The sequence below is a fragment of the Cryobacterium sp. TMT2-15-1 genome, from assembly GCF_004402345.1.
Lineage (GTDB): Bacteria > Actinomycetota > Actinomycetes > Actinomycetales > Microbacteriaceae > Cryobacterium > Cryobacterium sandaracinum.
The window spans coordinates 1-16,688 of the sequence record NZ_SOGD01000004.1; the positions used below are offsets into that span (position 1 = coordinate 1).

The 16,688-nt window shown below is 63.9% G+C and carries 16 protein-coding genes, 1 tRNA gene, 1 pseudogene and 2 riboswitches; of the genes and pseudogenes, 4 read left to right on the forward strand and 14 right to left on the reverse strand.

Annotation, left to right across the window (positions count from 1 at the left end):
* Nucleotides 1-476: 476 nt before the first annotated feature.
* The 5 genes from E3O62_RS00340 to dnaK are packed head-to-tail and all read right to left on the reverse strand — an operon-like array spanning nt 477 to nt 5,564.
* Nucleotides 477-1,613, reverse strand: coding sequence for a class I SAM-dependent methyltransferase (locus E3O62_RS00340; RefSeq protein ID WP_134397162.1), 1,137 nt, complete (start codon nt 1,611-1,613; stop codon nt 477-479).
* Nucleotides 1,614-1,638: 25 nt separating this feature from the next.
* Nucleotides 1,639-2,073 carry a heat shock protein transcriptional repressor HspR gene (locus tag E3O62_RS00345; RefSeq protein ID WP_104099724.1) on the reverse strand — a complete coding sequence of 145 codons (435 nt, stop codon included), beginning with the start codon at nt 2,071-2,073 and terminating at the stop codon, nt 1,639-1,641.
* A 2-nt stretch (nt 2,074-2,075) separates the two neighbouring features.
* A complete protein-coding gene (locus tag E3O62_RS00350; protein ID WP_134397163.1) occupies nt 2,076-3,083 on the reverse strand; it encodes a DnaJ C-terminal domain-containing protein in 1,008 nt (335 codons plus the stop codon).
* On the reverse strand, nt 3,076-3,696 hold the full coding sequence (locus E3O62_RS00355; RefSeq protein WP_134397164.1) for a nucleotide exchange factor GrpE: 621 nt from the start codon (nt 3,694-3,696) through the stop codon (nt 3,076-3,078). The genes E3O62_RS00350 and E3O62_RS00355 overlap by 8 nt, the downstream gene beginning before the upstream one ends.
* On the reverse strand, nt 3,696-5,564 hold the full coding sequence (dnaK, locus tag E3O62_RS00360; protein ID WP_134395201.1) for a molecular chaperone DnaK: 1,869 nt from the start codon (nt 5,562-5,564) through the stop codon (nt 3,696-3,698). The genes E3O62_RS00355 and dnaK overlap by 1 nt, the downstream gene beginning before the upstream one ends.
* A 187-nt stretch (nt 5,565-5,751) precedes the next feature.
* Here dnaK and E3O62_RS00365 point away from each other — a divergent pair, with 187 nt between their 5' ends.
* Complete coding sequence (locus tag E3O62_RS00365; protein WP_134395202.1) at nt 5,752-7,080, forward strand: MFS transporter; 1,329 nt, start codon at nt 5,752-5,754, stop codon at nt 7,078-7,080.
* Here E3O62_RS00365 and E3O62_RS00370 read toward each other — a convergent pair.
* Both E3O62_RS00370 and dcd read right to left on the reverse strand, forming a co-directional pair.
* Nucleotides 7,077-7,598, reverse strand: a complete 522-nt coding sequence (locus tag E3O62_RS00370; RefSeq protein ID WP_134395203.1) for a hypothetical protein — start codon at nt 7,596-7,598, stop codon at nt 7,077-7,079. The two genes, E3O62_RS00365 and E3O62_RS00370, sit on opposite strands and share 4 nt — an antisense overlap.
* A gap of 43 nt (nt 7,599-7,641) precedes the next feature.
* Nucleotides 7,642-8,253 carry a dCTP deaminase gene (gene dcd, locus E3O62_RS00375; protein WP_134397165.1) on the reverse strand — a complete coding sequence of 204 codons (612 nt, stop codon included), beginning with the start codon at nt 8,251-8,253 and terminating at the stop codon, nt 7,642-7,644.
* Nucleotides 8,254-8,325: 72 nt separating this feature from the next.
* Here dcd and E3O62_RS00380 point away from each other — a divergent pair.
* A tRNA-Gly gene (locus E3O62_RS00380) sits at nt 8,326-8,396 on the forward strand.
* A 605-nt stretch (nt 8,397-9,001) separates the two neighbouring features.
* Here E3O62_RS00380 and E3O62_RS17285 read toward each other — a convergent pair.
* Nucleotides 9,002-9,376 carry a transposase gene (locus E3O62_RS17285; protein ID WP_255573690.1) on the reverse strand — a complete coding sequence of 125 codons (375 nt, stop codon included), beginning with the start codon at nt 9,374-9,376 and terminating at the stop codon, nt 9,002-9,004.
* A gap of 10 nt (nt 9,377-9,386) precedes the next feature.
* On the opposite strand from E3O62_RS17285, the pseudogene E3O62_RS00390 reads away from it, so the two are divergent.
* Nucleotides 9,387-9,560 (forward strand): annotated as a pseudogene (locus E3O62_RS00390) (LLM class flavin-dependent oxidoreductase); the annotation flags it as partial.
* On the opposite strand, the gene E3O62_RS00395 reads toward E3O62_RS00390, so the two are convergent.
* Genes E3O62_RS00395 through E3O62_RS00405 form a run of 3 tightly spaced genes read right to left on the reverse strand, consistent with a single transcriptional unit; the run spans nt 9,557 to nt 12,207 of the window.
* A complete protein-coding gene (locus tag E3O62_RS00395) occupies nt 9,557-10,351 on the reverse strand; it encodes an ABC transporter ATP-binding protein (RefSeq protein ID WP_134397166.1) in 795 nt (264 codons plus the stop codon). The pseudogene E3O62_RS00390 and the gene E3O62_RS00395 sit on opposite strands and share 4 nt — an antisense overlap.
* Nucleotides 10,344-11,156, reverse strand: a complete 813-nt coding sequence (locus tag E3O62_RS00400) for an ABC transporter permease (RefSeq protein WP_241973220.1) — start codon at nt 11,154-11,156, stop codon at nt 10,344-10,346. Before E3O62_RS00400 ends, E3O62_RS00395 begins: the two co-directional genes overlap by 8 nt.
* Entirely contained in the window at nt 11,146-12,207 is a 1,062-nt protein-coding gene (locus E3O62_RS00405; protein ID WP_206750869.1) for an ABC transporter substrate-binding protein, read from the reverse strand. The genes E3O62_RS00400 and E3O62_RS00405 overlap by 11 nt, the downstream gene beginning before the upstream one ends.
* A 39-nt stretch (nt 12,208-12,246) precedes the next feature.
* A riboswitch (TPP riboswitch) is annotated at nt 12,247-12,356 on the reverse strand.
* A gap of 237 nt (nt 12,357-12,593) precedes the next feature.
* Nucleotides 12,594-12,701, forward strand: a riboswitch (TPP riboswitch).
* A gap of 58 nt (nt 12,702-12,759) precedes the next feature.
* Between E3O62_RS00405 and E3O62_RS00410 the strand changes: the two genes are divergently transcribed.
* Nucleotides 12,760-14,034 carry an MFS transporter gene (locus tag E3O62_RS00410; protein ID WP_241973221.1) on the forward strand — a complete coding sequence of 425 codons (1,275 nt, stop codon included), beginning with the start codon at nt 12,760-12,762 and terminating at the stop codon, nt 14,032-14,034.
* On the opposite strand, the gene thiD is transcribed toward E3O62_RS00410, so the two are convergent.
* From thiD to thiM, 3 genes are read right to left on the reverse strand one after another with little or no spacing between them, the layout of a single operon-like run.
* Nucleotides 13,985-14,845: a bifunctional hydroxymethylpyrimidine kinase/phosphomethylpyrimidine kinase gene (gene thiD / locus E3O62_RS00415; protein ID WP_134397169.1), complete on the reverse strand. Its 861-nt coding sequence runs from the start codon at nt 14,843-14,845 to the stop codon at nt 13,985-13,987. The two genes, E3O62_RS00410 and thiD, sit on opposite strands and share 50 nt — an antisense overlap.
* Nucleotides 14,842-15,504: a thiamine phosphate synthase gene (thiE, locus tag E3O62_RS00420; protein WP_134397170.1), complete on the reverse strand. Its 663-nt coding sequence runs from the start codon at nt 15,502-15,504 to the stop codon at nt 14,842-14,844. Before thiE ends, thiD begins: the two co-directional genes overlap by 4 nt.
* Nucleotides 15,501-16,301 carry a hydroxyethylthiazole kinase gene (gene thiM / locus E3O62_RS00425; protein ID WP_134397171.1) on the reverse strand — a complete coding sequence of 267 codons (801 nt, stop codon included), beginning with the start codon at nt 16,299-16,301 and terminating at the stop codon, nt 15,501-15,503. Before thiM ends, thiE begins: the two co-directional genes overlap by 4 nt.
* Between the last annotated feature and the right edge of the window lie 387 nt (nt 16,302-16,688).

Genomic DNA, 16,688 nt, shown 5'->3' on the forward strand with positions numbered 1-16,688 from the left:
CCGCTAGAAACGGATCCAAACCACGAGGTTTTTGGCATTTGACATTGTGCACGCTGTTGAGTTCTCAAGGATCGGACGCACTCGACTTCAAGCCCCATACGGGCTGTCGCTTCGAGGCAACTTGTATAACTTACCCAGCCGACTAATCCCTGTCAAATCACGGAAAGCAGCCGATTCCGAGTGCACCAAAGCGACTCGAAAAAATTTGCATATGCGACCTGACGACTAGCCGGAGAGAGCTATTATCTTGGTTTCTGCTCGAACGCCCCCTTGCGGAAGGGTATGCGAGAAAAAACTAAAACCTTCGTCCCACTTGAGGCCGGGAAACTCTGCGGCTTTCCGAACCTGTGGGGTGACTAGAGAGACATTACGGTGAATTCTGGGGGTGCGCAACTCCCTCCCGCATCCCGGGCGTGTCGGCTTCGACGCCCTGGCGCAAGCCCCCAAGTGCGGGCCTCACGGCGGTCCGGCGCGTCTCAGCGTCCGGTCGAGACCGTGACGGTGAATTTGGCGTTCCGGCCGACCTGGTGTGTCGGCCCGACCAGTCGCGTCAACGCGGGACGATAACCGAGGTGGGTGTTCCACACGCTCCACAGCTCACCACCGGGCTGCAACACTCGTCCGGCATCCTCGAACAGTTTCAGGGCTATGCCGGCATGGACCGACGAGCCGATATGAAAGGGCGGGTTCAGCACAATCAGTTCGGCCGAGGCATCCGGTTGGCTCTGGAGCGCGTCATCCCGCACGACCGTGACCCGGTCGGCGAGCGCATTGGCCACCATGGTGGCCCGCGCGGAGGCGACGGCCGCGGCCGACTGGTCGGTGGCGATCACCCGTAGGGCGGGACGGCGTCGGGCGAGGGTGGCGGCCAGCACCCCGGTGCCGCAGCCGAGATCGATGGCGCTCCGGGCATCCGTTTTCATGCGATCGAGGAACTCGAGCAGGTAGCGCGTTCCGATATCGACGGTCGCGCCGGCAAACGCGGCCCCGTGGGCGCAGATCGTGAGTCCAAGGTCGGCGTGCTCCACAGAATTCGGCCAGGTGGACACCGTCGGCTCAGTGGCGGAGGCAATCGGGGCCGCTGCCCTGAGTACCCGCGATTTCTGCCGGGCCGACGAAATCTGCAGCTCGCCGAAATGCCGGCGGAGCACCGCGTTCATGGTCGGCGTCATGTGCTTGATGCGTCCGCCGGCGATCACCACCACATCCGGTGCCGCGAAACGACGGATGGCGTCGGCGAACTCATCGAGCGCCGCCAGACTGCGCGGCAGCTGGATCAGTACCACCCGCGCGTCCGCCAGCAGTTCTTCGCCCAGGATGAGGGAGTGGTAGGAATCCGCGAGTCCGGCGTCGGCCGCATTCAGGGCGAGTGCCAACTCCCCGGAGAGGACATCCTGGTGCACCCGGATTCCCCGAGCCCCGGCCAGTGCGGCCGCGCCCAGGGTGAGGGCGCCATAGCGGTCCTCGATCACCACGACCTCACCGGATCCTGCCTCGGCCAGCACGCCGGCCGCCTCGTCGAGGATCAGCCGGTCGCTCGCATCCACGGCGAAGAGATTGTCCGCTTCCACGTCGGGGAAACGTCTCAGGCGGTCAAAGGAAAAATCGGGCATTGCCTCAGGCTAACCCGCAGTGCGGCTACTTCTCGTCGCCGATCGGGCGGGATCCCAGGGGGCGCCAGATCACGATCTGGTTGGACCGGCGCGTGCGCGTACCGGCCCGCATCGAGATGACCTCGCCGGCCGAGCCGGCCGCGAAGACGCGGCGGCCCGGACGGTTGAGCAGTTCATCGGCCAGCGCAGACTCCAATTCGCGCAGCCGCGATTCGAGCGTGCGCACGTGGTCCTCGAGGTCAATGATGCGACGGATGCCTTCCAGGCTCACACCCTCGGCACCAAGCTCCGCGATCTCGCGGAGCTTGGCCACATCCCGCATCGAGTACCGGCGAGACCGACCGGGGGTTCGGTCGGGACTCACCAGTCCCAGGCGATCATATTGGCGCAGCGTTTGCGGGTGCATGCCCGCAAGCTCGGCGGCCATCGAGATCACGAAAACCCGGGTGTTCTCGTCCACCGTCAGTCTCTCGCCTTCGCGAGGAGTTCGTCGCGCGGATTCTCCTTCGGCAGTGCTTCCGCGAAGGCCGCGAGTTTCTCCTCGGCGTCCTTCGACAGATGAGACGGAACGGCAACCTGAACCTCCGCCAGCAGGTCCCCGGTGCCCTTGGGCGTCACGACACCACGCCCCTTGACCCGCAGCACGCGCCCGCTCGGGGTACCCGGGGCGATACGCAGTTTGACCGGCGCTCCGCCCAACGTCGGCACCTCGATAGTGGCGCCGAGCGCGGCCTCGACGAACGTGACCGGCACGGAGACCCGCAGGTTCAGCCCGTCGCGCTCGAAGACCGGGTGCTTGCGCACGTTCACCGTGAGCACGATGTCGCCGGACTCGCCGCCGTCGGGGCTGTACTGCCCCTGGCCGCGGAGTTTGATCTTCTGCCCGTCGGCCACCCCGGCCGGGATCTTCACCTTGATGGCGCGGCCATCCTGCGTTTGCAGGGTGATCTGGTCACCGTGCGTGGCCGTGATGAAGTCGACCGTGGTCGACGCGATCACGTCGCGGCCGCGAGTCGGCCCGCCGTAACCGCGGAACCCGCCGCTCGAGGTGCCGAAACCGCCACCACCCTGACCGCGGCCGAACATGCCGCCGAGGAGGTCGTCGAAACCGCCCTGCTCATAGGAGTAGCCGGGCTGTTGTTGCCGCGCGCCCCCACCGAACATGCCGCCGAAGACATCGTCGAAGCCTCCGGCCTGCCCGCCGCCGGGGCGCGGGGCGGTGAAGCGGGCTCCACCGCCCATCGCGCGCACGGCATCGTATTCCTTGCGTTGGGCAGGGTCACCGATCACCGAGTGTGCCTCGCTGATCTCCTTGAACGTCGCCTCGGCCGCAGGGTTGCCCGGATTGGAGTCCGGGTGGTACGTGCGGGCGAGCTTGCGATAGGCCTTCTTCAGCTCGGCCGGGGTGACGTCCTTTGACACACCCAGGACCTTGTAGAAGTCCTTATCGAACCAGTCCTGGCTAGCCATCGCTCGGTACCTGCACGACGACCTTGGCCACGCGCAGGAGCGACGAGCCGAGGAAGTAACCGGTCTCGATCACGTCACCGACTGTCTCCGACTCGATGCCCGCGGTGGGCAGCTGGAAGATCGCCTCGTGGATGGTCGGATCGAACGGTTCGCCGACCGTGCCGAAGGACTTCACGCCCAGGCGCTCGACGCTCCCCCGGAGTTTTGCGGCGATCGTGCTGAACCCCGAGTCTTCGACCAGGTCGCCGTGCTTCTCAGCGCGGTCGAGATCGTCGAGCACGGGAATCAGGCCCTTGACGACATCCACGGTGACGCGCTCACGCTCGACCTCGCGGTTGGCCTCGGTGCGGCGCCGGTAGTTGGCGTACTCCGCGGTGACCCGCTTGAGGTCGGCGAGGTGCTCGCTCGTGGGCTCGTCGACTTCCCGCGTGGCGGCATCCAGGATGTCTTGGACCGTCAGCTCGTCCTCTTCGATACCCTCGGCGGACGCCTCGTCGATGTCCTCGACACTCACACCTTCGGATTCCGTCTCGGCGTCGGCCCCGGGGGCACCCTCAGCGGATGCCCCCTCGTCGAACGGCTCGTCGCCAGGACGCTTGTTGTCGTCTGCCATTACTTCTTGGCCTCGTCTTCGTCGTCGACGACCTCGGCGTCAACCACGTCTTCGTCAGAGCCGGCCGCGTCGGCGGTCGGCTCGGAGTCGCTCGGGGCACCGGCCGCGGCATCCGCCTGGCTGGTCTTGTAGATGGCCTCGCCGAGCTTGCCCTGGCTCTCGTTGAGCTTGTCGAAGGCCGTCTTCACGGCCGCATCGTCGTCGCCGACGAGAGCGGCCTTGAGTGCGTCGACGTCGGCCTGAACCTCGGACTTCACGTCCTCGGGCAGCTTCTCGTCGTTCTCCTTGATCAGCTTCTCGATCGAGTACGCGAGCTGCTCCGCCGTGTTGCGGGTCTCGGCTGCCTCGCGACGGCGCTTGTCCTCGGCGGCGTGCTCTTCGCCCTCGCGCACCATGCGCTCGATGTCTTCCTTAGCGAGCGAGGATCCGCCCGTGATGGTCATCGACTGCTCCTTGCCGGTGCCCTTGTCCTTGGCGGACACGTGCACGATGCCGTTGGCGTCGAGATCGAAGGTGACCTCAACCTGCGGGATGCCGCGCGGGGCCGGCGCGATACCGGTCAGCTCGAACGTGCCGAGGTTCTTGTTGTCGCGGGTGAACTCGCGCTCGCCTTGGAAGACCTGGATCGCGACGGACGGCTGGTTATCGTCGGCCGTGGTGAAGGTCTCGCTGCGCTTGGTCGGGATGGCCGTGTTGCGCTCGATCAGGCGCGTCATGATGCCGCCCTTGGTCTCGATGCCGAGGCTCAGCGGGGTGACGTCGATGAGCAGAACATCTTTGCGCTCACCCTTCAGCACACCAGCCTGCAGTGCGGCGCCAACGGCGACGACCTCGTCCGGATTGACGCCCTTGTTCGGGTCCTTGCCACCGGTCTCGGCCTTGACGAGCTCGTACACGGCGGGCATGCGGGTGGAGCCACCGACGAGAACAACGTGGGCGATATCTTCCACCTTGACCCCGGCTTCACGGATGACGTCCTGGAACGGCTTCTTCGTGCGGTCGAGCAGGTCTTCGGTCATCTTCTCGAACTGGGCGCGGGTGAGCGTCTCGTCGAGGTTGGCCGGGCCATTCTCGGTCAGGGAGAGGTACGGCAGCTGGATGCTCGTCGACATGCTGCTCGAGAGTTCCTTCTTGGCCTGCTCGGCGGCTTCCTTGAGGCGCTGCTTGGCGATCTTGTCCTTGGAGACGTCGACGCCGGTGGTTTCCTTGAACTTCTTGATCAGGTGATCGACGATGCGCTGGTCCCAGTCGTCGCCGCCGAGGCGGTTGTCACCGGCAGTCGACCGCACCTGAATGGTGGAGAAGTCGTCGTCCTTGCCTACCTCGAGGAGGGAGACGTCGAAGGTTCCGCCGCCGAGGTCGAAGACCAGGATGAGCTCGTCTTCCTTGCCACGGTCGAGGCCGTAGGCAAGTGCGGCGGCGGTCGGCTCGTTGATGATACGCAGCACGTTGAGTCCGGAGATCTCTCCGGCCTCCTTGGTCGCCTGGCGCTCGGCGTCGTTGAAATACGCGGGAACCGTGATGACGGCATCCGTCACCTTGTCGCCCAGGTACGCCTCGGCATCGCGCTTGAGCTTCGCCAGGATGCGGGCCGAAACTTCCTGCGGAGTGAACTTCTTGTCGTCGATGGCGACATTCCAGTCGGTGCCCATGTGGCGCTTGACCGACGCGATGGTGCGGTCGACGTTGGTGACGGCCTGGCGCTTGGCGGTCTCGCCGACCAGCACCTCGCCGTCTTTGGTGAAGGCGACGACGGACGGTGTGGTCCGGAAGCCTTCGGCGTTTGCGATGACGGTGGGTTCTCCACCTTCGAGGACGGCCACCACAGAGTTGGTGGTTCCGAGGTCGATGCCTACTGCACGGGCCATGTGTGCGTTCTCCTTTAAAGTATGTTCTCAGCTCGATTTCACAGAGTTGAGTGGTGCTGGCTCAAGTGTGCCAGTGTCGCAAATCGAAAGTCAAGCCACGCACCTGAGAGTTGAGCGTGAACGACTCAACTTTCAGATTTCGTGCAATCGATGGTCTCCGGCCACCCGCATCCACTAGCCTCAGCGCATGACCGGGATCGCGGAGCAGGGCAGCACGGATGCCCGGGAGCTGCCTGACAAAACGAGCAGACGCCGAGTAGTGGCCTGGAGCTTCTGGGACTGGGGCTCTGCCGCGTTCAATGCGGTGGTCACCACCTTCGTATTCACCGTCTACATCACGGGCAGCTCGTTCGGCGACAAAGACGTCATTTCCGCCCAGCTCGGCTGGGCCCTCGCCATCGCCGGCCTGCTGGTAGCCGTGCTGGCCCCGATCACCGGACAGCGCTCGGACACCTCCGGGCGGCGCAAGCTGTGGCTCGGCGTCAACACGTTCATCGTGGTGGGCCTCACCGCGGCGATGTTCTTCGTGGAGGCGTCACCGAACTTCCTGCTGCTCGGCCTCGTTCTGGTGGCCGCCGGCAACGTCTTCTTCGAGTTCGCCAGCGTCAACTACAACGCCATGCTGTCCCAGGTCTCGACCGCGCGCACCATCGGCAGGGTCAGCGGTTTCGGTTGGGGCATGGGCTACATCGGCGGCATCGTGCTGCTGCTCATCGTGTACTTCGGTTTCATCAGCCCCGACGTGGGTCTGTTCGGGGTAACCAGCGAGTACGGCCTTTCGGTGCGGGTCACGATGCTCATCGCGGCCGCCTGGTTCGGCCTGTTCGCCCTGCCGGTGCTGTTCTCGGTTCCCGAATACCGTTTTTCCGCCGCGGTGCGCCGGCCCCGGGTGAGCTTCCTCCGTTCCTACGTCGTGCTCGGGCAGGACATCGTTCGGCTCTGGAAGACCAGCCGCCAGACGGTGTACTTCCTGATCGCGAGCGCGATCTTCCGCGACGGCCTGGCCGGGGTTTTCACCTTCGGCGGGGTGCTCGCGGCATCCGTCTTCGGATTCTCACCCGGCGAGGTGATCATCTTCGCTATCGCCGCCAATGTCGTGGCGGGCGTGGCCACCGTCATCGCCGGCGCGCTTGACGACCGGGTCGGCGCAAAGCCGATCATCGTGACCGCCCTGATCGGCCTGATCGTGTTCGGCAGCATCGTGTTCCTGCTGCACGACGGCGGTCAGATCGTGTTCTGGACCGCCGGCCTCGCCCTGACGCTCTTCGTCGGGCCGGCCCAGTCGGCCAGCCGCACCTTTCTGGCACGCCTGATACCGGCCGGTCGGGAGGGCGAGGTCTTCGGGCTCTACGCCACGACGGGCCGCGCGGTGAGCTTTCTGGCGCCGACCATGTTCGCCCTGATGGTGACGATCTTCGGCGAAACCTATTGGGGCATCCTCGGGCTCATGCTGGTTTTGCTCGTGGGGCTGCTTCTCCTGCTGCCGGTGAAGGCCCGCCAGAACCAGATCGGCTAACGGATGCGGGTGGCCTCGTTGTGCTCGACCAGCACCCAGGTGGAACCCTCGTCGTTGGAGACCCAGCCCTCCCAGGCGTAGGCGTCAGGTGTGATTGAGACGAAGTTCCAGCGGATCGGGCGGCCGTCGGTGCCCGTGCCGTCCTGGCGCAGGCCGTTGCGGTGGGGGGTCGCCACGAGGTGACAGTACTCGCCGGATGCCGGGGCGAAATAGCTGACCCGCCACACGCCGGCGTAGGAATCATAGACTCGGACGGCCGTGGCGACGGTCGCGAAGCCGGTCGGGTGCGAGTCGCTCACGACGATCTCGACGTCTTGCACCGCACGCCCGTCGAGCACGAAGTCGACGATCCAGGTGAATTCGCGCCCGGTCCATTCGCCGGTCGTCTCGTCGAGGCGGGACCCGGTGGCGGCCCAGGCGCCGACCAGCTGGCCGAAGCGGCGCATCCGCCCCGGGTAGTCGGGTGTCGGTCCCGGCGCGACGAGCGCCTCGGCAAAGCTGGGCACGGATGTGGTCATGGGCCGATTTTACCGGGCGCGTGTTGCATGCGGGTGAACCGGGCTACTCGGCTACGGTGGTCGATCCCGTCGAGGCCTCCCGCACATCCGTGCAGTGGAAGTTCTGGAACGACCGCGACGCGGTCGGCCCGCGCTGACCCTGGTAGCGGGAGCTGTATGCGCTTGAGCCGTAGGGACGTTCGGCGGGCGAACTCAGCCGAAAGAAGCAGAGCTGACCGATCTTCATGCCGGGCCACAACTTGATCGGCAGTGTGGCGACGTTGCTCAACTCGAGCGTCACGTGGCCGGTGAAACCGGGATCGATGAAGCCGGCGGTCGAGTGGGTGAGCAGGCCGAGCCGGCCGAGCGAGCTCTTGCCCTCCAGCCGCGCGGCGACGTCGTCGGGCAGGCTGACCTTCTCGTACGTGGACCCGAGCACGAACTCACCGGGGTGCAGGATGAACGGTTCGCCCGCCGCGGTCTCGATCAACCGGGTCAGATCGGGCTGGTCTTCGGCCGGATCGATATAGGGGTACTTGTGGTTGTCGAAGAGGCGGAAGAATCCGTCGAGTCGCACGTCGATGCTCGACGGCTGGATCATGTCGGCCTGGTACGGCTCCAGACGGATTCGTTCCGCGTTGACTTCAGCCTTGATATCGCGATCCGAGAGCAGCACGGGTCCAGCCTAACGGCGCGGACTTGATATGCTGGCACGGTTCCGGTGCGGGCTTGCCTGCGCGACGGACGTGCGGATGTAGTTCAATGGTAGAACTTCAGCTTCCCAAGCTGATAGCGCGGGTTCGATTCCCGTCATCCGCTCACTTGTCAGCTTTCCCGGTGTGAGTTCTCAAATAAAGCCGGATTTGTCTCACTGAAGTTTGGACTGAGCTTCGGGAACATCGTTCCACTTCGCCAGCAATCTCGAAGGGGCTGGCGTTCGCCTGCGTGTTCGGGCCCGATCGGACACCTGAGCGAATCTCGGACAGGCCATCCACACGGTCGACTGCTGTCCACTCGGCCGTGATGGGCGATTGCTGAATATTTGACACCTTGACCACCCCTTCGTTCACTTGCGCGCCGGGGATCGTTCGTGCCGCAGCGCCAGCAGTCGTGAGGCATCGGTCATTGATGACTCCTCCAAGGCGCATTGCGAAAACTGGCCATCTACTGCACCTGACATGCAGGAGATAGCTGACAAAAAGAAGGCAGCAGCGACTTGGAGCGTGTGTCAGTAACGCCTATTCGCAGTTGATGCGACGAGATTCGGGCCGATTTTGCCGCAGCGGGCGGGGCGTTGCTGTGGCGGTCGTCGTGGACTTCGGGGTCTGCCTTGTTCTCGTGCCGACTGAAAATAGGGCCAGTGCCGCGTTGGCGGCAGTAGGTCGAGGCCGCTGGCGCCCGGCAGGGCGGTTCTGCCCTGGTCCTTAGGTTGCCGGGCGGGCTGTCAGTGCGGCTTGCGTGGCGAGAAGAGCCTTGGTGTGCACGGTGTGCAGCTTCATCAGGTTGTGGCAGGCAGCGATCAGGTCCCGCTCGTGGCCTGCTTGCTCCAACCCGCGTAGCAGAACGAATTTTCCTTGTCGGGTGTGGATCTGACCGAACACGGGCTCCATGATTGCCTTCCGCCGCGCATAGGCCGCGCGGCCCTTCTTGGGTGTTTCAGAAACCCAGGAATGGTTTTCATGAAATCCAAGTGGGGTTACGTCCCTGTGCGTGGTGTGGTTTCCGGCTTCTGAGTGTTGCTTCGTCAACGTGAAGAGCCACCGTGGGATGGTCAGTGAGTACCGACTAAAGCAACTCACAAAGGACAGTGCCGCGGACGGCTTCAATGTGATGCCGCCGCTGCTGCCGGAATCATTGGATGAGTTCGTGGACCGGGTGATCCCTGTGTTGCAGCGGCGCGGTCTGTTCCGCACCTGCTACACCGCGGATACCTTGCGTGGGCACCTGGGGCTGGAACGCCCCACGATTGGCGCTGCGGTTTAGGGTCCTCTGGGCGGGAGAGTTTCCTCGTGCAGGGTCGCCAGGAGCGTGCGTTCGTATCCGGCGAACTCTGCCGAGGTGGTCATCGACACCTCGCGCGGCCGGGGCAGGTCGATGGTCAGGTTCAGCCGCACAGATGCCGGCCGCGCGCTGAGAACGACCACTCGGTCGGCGAGGTAAATCGCCTCACGGATGTCGTGGGTGATCAGCACCGCAGTCCAGGCGTTCTGAGACCACACCCCCTGCAACCAGGACTGCATGTCGGTGCGGGTGAGAGAGTCCAGGGCCCCGAACGGCTCGTCCAGCAACAGGACATCTCTGCCCTGCACCACGGTGCGCAGCAAGGCCGCGCGCTGGCGCATGCCCCCGGAGAGTTCGTAAGGATGTGCATCTTCAAAACCGGACAGGCCGAAGGCCGCGAAAAGACTGCCCGCCCGTGCTCGGGCAGTCTTCTTGGTTTCCCCCGCAACCTCGAGGCCGAGGGAAGTGTTCTCCAGAATGCTGCGCCACGGGAACAACAAATCCTTCTGCGGCATGTATGCGAAGTGTTTGTGTTGACCGGTGACGACATCCCCGTCGACCAAGACCTCGCCGGAATTGGCCGTCTCCAGGCCGGCCATGATGTTGAACATGGTGCTCTTCCCGCATCCGCTAGGACCGATCATGGCAACGAATTCGCCGGGCTGCGCCGAGAAGGCGATGTCGTCGAGAACCGACCTCACCTGCCCGCGGCCGAGCGGAAAAGACTTACCTATTCCGCGCAGTTCGATCTTCGGGGGAGTCGCCTCAGCCATGCCAGCTCCTGCGTTCCTTCGAATGCCAAGGGATGATTGCCCGTTCGGCGACGTAGGTCAACAGGAACAGGCACACGCTCACGAGCGCGGTCACCGCAACGGCAGCCAACACAAGATCGGTGCGAAACGAGCTCTTCATCATCGCCATATAAATGCCCAGGCCCCGCTCGGCGCCGACGTACTCGGCAAAAATGGCACCGGTGACGGCGTAGGCGATTCCGATTCGAAGGGCGGTGAAGAACGAGGGAAGCGCCGACGGAAGACGCACATACACGAACTGCTTCCACCGGTTGGCCCCCATGCTGCGCAGCAGATTGATCGCTTCTCGATCGGTGCGGTTGAAGCCGTCAATCAGACCGACCGTGACTGGAAAGAATGTCACCAGGGCGATGACGATGATTTTGGGCAGCATACCGAATCCGAACCAGATGACTATCAGCGGCGCGATCGCAATGATAGGTATGGCTTGGGATGCCACCAGCAGTGGCACCAGTGCTCGCCGCAGCCATGGCGAAAAATCGATCAGGATCGCCAGCGTCCAAGCGACGGTCAGAGAGACGGCGAAGCCGAGAAACGTCTCCTGCAGGGTGGGGAGCGTATTGTCCCAGATCGTGGTGCGGGCCTCCCAGCCCTGCTGAAGAATGCGCTGCGGGGAGGGCAGGATCGCAGGCTGCACTCCGCCTGCCATCACCGCCACCTGCCAGGTGATCACGAAGGCGACGAGGATCGCGGCGGGAGGCGCTAGCGCCGAGAATGCCGTCGTGCGGGGCGCTGTAGCCCGCTTCACGGTGATGCTACTTTTCACTGAGGTAGTGCTCGGTGAACAGTGTTGATGTGTCCAGCGCCGTGGTGAGTGGTTTGCCGTCTTCGTCGGCCAAGAGGCCGGCACGGTAGAGGAAATCGGCCAGCTGCTGCCAGGTCTCTGCCGTTTGGGTGCCAACTTTACCGTTGGCATCTTTGAGGTAGGAAGCACTCAGTTTTTTCTGGCTTTGGTAAACGAGTTCCGTGTTTTCGAAGACGCCGGGGTTGGCGTCGATCAAAATCTTCGCCGCGGCATCCGGACGATCGGCGGCGTACTGGTACCCCTTCTGCAGGGCCTGGACGAACTGAGCAGTGGCGGCAGGGTGTTTGGCAGTCCAAGCCCGGTTTGCCTCGACGATCACCGAGTACTGGTCCGGTAGGCCATAGTCGTGCAGAGCGAAGAACTTCATCGGGGTGCCACGAAGAGCGGCATCGATGCCCTCCCAGGTCGTGAATGCCGAGGTGAAATCAACTTTGCCGGCATAGAGGGCCTCATAGGCGGAGGTGCCCAGCGTGATTTTCCTGAACTCGCCCGTTCCGCCGTCGTTCTTGATGACATCCGCCGCCTCGGCGGGGAAGGTTGCGCTGGGGTCTGCCAGGCCGAGGGTCTTGCCGTCGAGGTCCTTCGGGCTGCGAATGTCGTCGCGGCTGGCCAGGACCCCGATCGCCGTCGCGTCGTGCTGCAGCACCGACATCACCGAGATGTTGCGCACACCCGATGCCGCCGCGAAGGTGGCCGTGTCCTGGAAGCTGATACCGAAGTCAGCTGAGCCGGCGTTGATGAGTGCGTCGGTGGATGACTGGTTGTATGGGAGCACCTTCACCTCAAGCCCCGCCTGCGTGAAGTAGCCCTTCTCAAGAGCGACATACAGTCCGGTGTGATTGGTATTCGGTGTCCAGTCCAAGGCGAAGGCCACCGGAGTCAACGCGGTTGACGAAGCGGTGCCAGTCGCCGAGCCTGAGGCGCAGCCACTTAGAACTGTCGCTGCGGCAAGAACGAGCGCACCTACCGTTATCCACGGCGAGGGCGTACTTTTGAGTAGGGATAGTTGCACTGTCGTGCCCTCCTTGATTGCAGGAATATCAGGGCACGGGATGTGAGAAAATTGCCTCCCTGCGCTGGCATGATCCAGATCAGGTTCGACGGTCGAAGATTGATAATCTTCCTCTCAGCCCGGCTCACCGGACTCCCGTGTTCAAGTCGAGTGTAACCAAGAAGCAGCCAAGCCTGGACGAACAACGTGCTGGTTCACACTCAATGCGTGCGTACCAAGTCATCGAACATCACCATTACGACTCCGCCAAGTTCACCGCCGAGGTCGCCGCCGGATCCCACTCTCGGCGCGCGCTTGCAGACAATTACAACCTGAAAAAAGGGCCAGAACATGGCCGAACGCAAACATGGCTAAACGCAGCCCCTGACACAGGGTGCTATGTTATTTTTCGTCTACACGGGAGCCCTTTTGCAGGGGCTGAGAGGAAGCTGAGGCAGCTTCGACCGTTGAACCTACCGGGTAATGCCGGCAAAGGAAGTGAAGTTGATGCGTTACGCCCACCCCAGCACCGCCTCTGCCCCCGCTCGACTGCCGCCGTCCGCACCGCCAGGCATGCGCCGCGCCATACGGGGCGGGATCCTCGGCAACTATGTGGACCAATTCGACATCTTCCTGCCCGTCATCGCCCTGACGCCGGCAGCGGCGCATCTCTTCGGGTCGGAAAACCTGGTCAGCAACGCCGGGCTGGTCTTTGTCGCGACGCTGATCGGGCGGCCGATAGGAGCAGCGATCTTCGGTCCGATCTCCGACCGCATCGGCCGCACGGCGACGACCAAGGTCGCACTCACCGGTGTGGCGCTGACGGCACTGCTGATCGCACTGGTTCCCAGCCACGCCGTGTTCGGTGGCGGATCGCTCTTGTTGATCCTGGCGCTGCGTTTTCTCGGCGGAATTTTTCTCGGCGGTGAATATACCTCGGCTGTTCCGTTGGCGATGGAATGGTCCGAGCCTGAACGGCGAGGGCTTGTCAGCGGGCTGATCATGTGGATGTCGCCCTGGGCCAACGCCACCATCGCCGGCCTGGTGTTCGTACTCCACGGCACGCTCGACGCCGCCAGCTACAACGTATGGGGCTGGCGCATCCCATTCCTGCTCGGCGCCGTGCTCGCTTTTGGAATGCTCGCCTATTATCGTGCCCGGGTTCAGGATTCCCCGACGTGGACCCACCCGCCACACCGCACGAACCCGCTGAAGGAAATTCTCATCGGCGAACACCGCCGAGCGCTGTGGCAGGTATTCATTCTGATGAGCGGCATGTGGTTGCTGACTTACATGGCCATCCCGGTGCTGACTGGGCAACTTGGCGTCGATGCTGACCTGGGCGCACAAACCATATCGTTCGCGATGATGTGCGGCACCGCCGCAAGCGCCGTCACCATGGCAGGTTGCGGGCACCTGTCGACGTTCACCGGCCGACGCGCTTTCTTCATCGGCTTCGGCCTGATCGCAGCGGTACTAGGGCCGGTAATCTTCCTGGCGATCTTCGCTGCCGCCGGCACCACGGTTCTGGTGCTGCTGGTCGTGGCACTGCAGATCGTCACGGTTTCCGGCTACGGCCCGGTCGGCGCCTACCTAGCCGAACGCTTCCCGACTGCCGTGCGCTCCAGCGGCTACGGGGTCGGTTACAGCCTTTCCATCGTCATTCCAGCCCTCTACCCGTACTATCTGCCGGCCCTGCAGAATGTGCTCGGCGACCACGGTGCCGTCGCGGCGCTGCTCGCACTGGCTGGAGTGCTCGTGCTAATCGGCGCGCTGGCCGGCCCCGAAACAGTGCGGGTCAGTCTTGGGTCGGCCCGCCTGCCCACAACCGATGAAAGTGGTGGATAGGACCACGCCCGGTACCGACCTCGAGTTCGTCGGCGTGTTCCAGACTCTCCTGCAACCAGGACTTGGTCATCGATAATGCGGCGCTCCAATCCCCGAGCCGGGCCTGCAATGTCGCCATCGCCGACGACATTGAACATCCGGTTCCGTGGGTATTGGTGGTGTCCACCCGATCGGCTGCAACCTCAATCATCTGCCGGCCGGCGGGAAGCTGTCCGGTGGCATCCACCAGCGCGTCCGGGCACACGGCACCCTCCAGATGGCCGCCCTTGACCAGCACAATGACGTTATGCGCCGCTGAGAGTCGCGTGCCCTGCTCGAGTGCGTGCGGCCAGGTCGAAGCGGTCGGCTCTCCCAACAGCACCCCTAATTCCGCCAGGTTCGGTGTGACCAAGTCGACCCGGCTGAGCAGCCGGATCATGGCGCTTTCTGCAGCCGGCTCGAGCAGCCGGTCGCCGCTGGTGGCAACCATCACCGGGTCAAACACCACCACCGGCGGTTTCACCTTCTCCAACCAATCATCGACGGCCTGAACGATCTCGGCATTGCCGAGCATCCCTATCTTGACCGCATCGATAGTGACGTCGTCGCTGACGGCATCGAGCTGCTCGCGAAGGAAGGCCACCGGCGGAATATGCACCGACCTCACCCCGTGGGTGTTCTGGGCAACCAGTGCGGTAACGACGGCCATCCCGTAGCCGCCCTGCGCGGCGATGCTCTTCAAGTCCGCCTGAATGCCGGCCCCACCGGTTGGATCAGTACCAGCGATGCTAAGAACTCGGGGTACTGTGTGCGCCAAGACGGTACGGATCATCGGTTCCACTCCTCCACAAATTCCTCGGCCACCCGTTTCGGGTCTGCCGCGGCACAGATCGCGGACACCACGGCAACACCTGCCGCCCGCGCCCGGCGCAGCTCGACCACGTCGTCCAGCATGACTCCGCCAATGGCCACGCAAGGCAGGCCTGCCACGGCGGCGACCCCGGCGAAACCGTCCACGCCGATCGGCGCCGGATGGTTCACCTTCGTGGCCGTCGCCCGGATCACACCAACACCCAGGTAGTCGACCGTTCTATCCGGCAGGAGAGCCACCTGGCGGACGTGATCGACAGTATTGGCGGTCAACCCGATGATCGCGTCGTCGCCGACGATCATCCTCACTGCCGTAACCGGAAGGTCGCTTTGGCCGACGTGGACACCATGCACGCGGGCACCCGCAGCGCGGGCAGCCAGAAACACGTCGATCCGGTCGTTGATGAGAATAGCGGCCCGGCCACCGACAGCCTCGGATATGCGCAACACGAGCTGATAGAAGTCGGCAGCGGACGCATCTTTCTCCCGTATCTGCACCGTTTGGATGCCGCCGGCTACCGCCGCCCGCACCGTCTCGACCACCCCGCGACTGGCACATATCGCCGTGTCGGTGACCAGATACACGCCTGGCGTGAAGGTCTCCCTACTGAACTCAGTCATGAAATCGCTATCGACGCCCGGATCGCGGACCCGTCAACGCTCGCCAATGCGTCAAGGAACGCGACGGCAAAACTGCCCGGACCGCCAGCGCCCACCGCCGCCCGTTCGGCCGCGATCGTATACACGGCCGTCGCGGCGGCAGTTGCAACAAGACGATCGTCGCCGACCGCGAGGAAAGCCGCGGTTACGGCGCCAAGCGCGCACCCTCCACCGGTGACTTGGGTGAGGTAGGGATGGCCGTTGCTCAGGCGGATGACATCGGTTCCGTTGGTGATCAAATCGGTGGCCCCAGAAATCGCGACGATGCAGCCGTACCGGTCGGCAAGTCGGACAGCGGCATCCAACGCCTGCTCCGCGGTATCGACCGAGTCCACCCCCCGGCCACCGTGGCCTAGGCCGGCCAGGGCAATCACTTCGGAGGCGTTGCCGCGGATTGCAGTGGGCGCATATGCCAGCAGATCGGCGGCCAGCCGGGTGCGCACCGAAAGGACGCCGACGGCCACCGGGTCGAGCACCCACGGCGTGCCGATCTCGTGCGCCGCCCGGGCCGCTTCCTGCATGCCTACACGTTGCTCCGCATGCGGAGTGCCCAAATTCACCAGCGTGGCCGAAGCAATACGGGCGAACTGGTCGGCCTCGATGGGGATATCGGTCATCGCCGGCGCAGCCCCGATCGCCAGCAACGCGTTAGCGGTGAAGTTCGTCACCACCGCGTTGGTCAGGCACTGCACCAGAGGTGTTCTTTCCCGCAACCGCGCCAGCAGCAGGCAAACATCATCCGCCGTGAAACGCCTCATTCAACGTCCTCGCTCAGATTTATTAACTGGGTGTGCCGGGAAGAGTTTGCGAACCGCAGCAGGAAACCATCGACCCTCAGCAGGGCACATTCGGCCCGTGCACAGTCTAGAACACTGCAAAACGGCCGTCCCTTCATAGAGTGGAGACTGCGCTGGCCGCACCGATCATCGCCGTCTCCCCGCTGCGGAAGTTCCTATCAGCTCCGCCCGCGGCGGGGCAAAATTGGTTACGTCCCTGTGAGTGGTGTGGTTTCCCGCTCTTGAGTGTTGCTTCGTCAACGTGAAGAGCCACCGTGGGATGGTCAGTGAGTACCGATCAAAGAACTCACAAAGGACACCACACGATGGCTCTAGACCAGTCTGCCCTGCTCACCCTGCTGGGAGAAC

Excerpts from the sequence above, each read along its gene's own strand:
- E3O62_RS00340 (WP_134397162.1), bottom strand. The coding sequence starts at position 1,613 with ATGCCCGATTTTTCCTTTGACCGCCTGAGACGTTTCCCCGACGTGGAA.
- E3O62_RS00350 (WP_134397163.1), bottom strand. The coding sequence starts at position 3,083 with ATGGCTAGCCAGGACTGGTTCGATAAGGACTTCTACAAGGTCCTGGGT.
- E3O62_RS00355 (WP_134397164.1), bottom strand. The coding sequence starts at position 3,696 with ATGGCAGACGACAACAAGCGTCCTGGCGACGAGCCGTTCGACGAGGGG.
- dnaK (WP_134395201.1), bottom strand. The coding sequence starts at position 5,564 with ATGGCCCGTGCAGTAGGCATCGACCTCGGAACCACCAACTCTGTGGTG.
- E3O62_RS00365 (WP_134395202.1), top strand. The coding sequence starts at position 5,752 with ATGACCGGGATCGCGGAGCAGGGCAGCACGGATGCCCGGGAGCTGCCT.
- E3O62_RS00370 (WP_134395203.1), bottom strand. The coding sequence starts at position 7,598 with ATGACCACATCCGTGCCCAGCTTTGCCGAGGCGCTCGTCGCGCCGGGA.
- E3O62_RS00395 (WP_134397166.1), bottom strand. The coding sequence starts at position 10,351 with ATGGCTGAGGCGACTCCCCCGAAGATCGAACTGCGCGGAATAGGTAAG.
- E3O62_RS00410 (WP_241973221.1), top strand. The coding sequence starts at position 12,760 with ATGCGCCGCGCCATACGGGGCGGGATCCTCGGCAACTATGTGGACCAA.
- thiD (WP_134397169.1), bottom strand. The coding sequence starts at position 14,845 with ATGATCCGTACCGTCTTGGCGCACACAGTACCCCGAGTTCTTAGCATC.
- thiE (WP_134397170.1), bottom strand. The coding sequence starts at position 15,504 with ATGACTGAGTTCAGTAGGGAGACCTTCACGCCAGGCGTGTATCTGGTC.
- thiM (WP_134397171.1), bottom strand. The coding sequence starts at position 16,301 with ATGAGGCGTTTCACGGCGGATGATGTTTGCCTGCTGCTGGCGCGGTTG.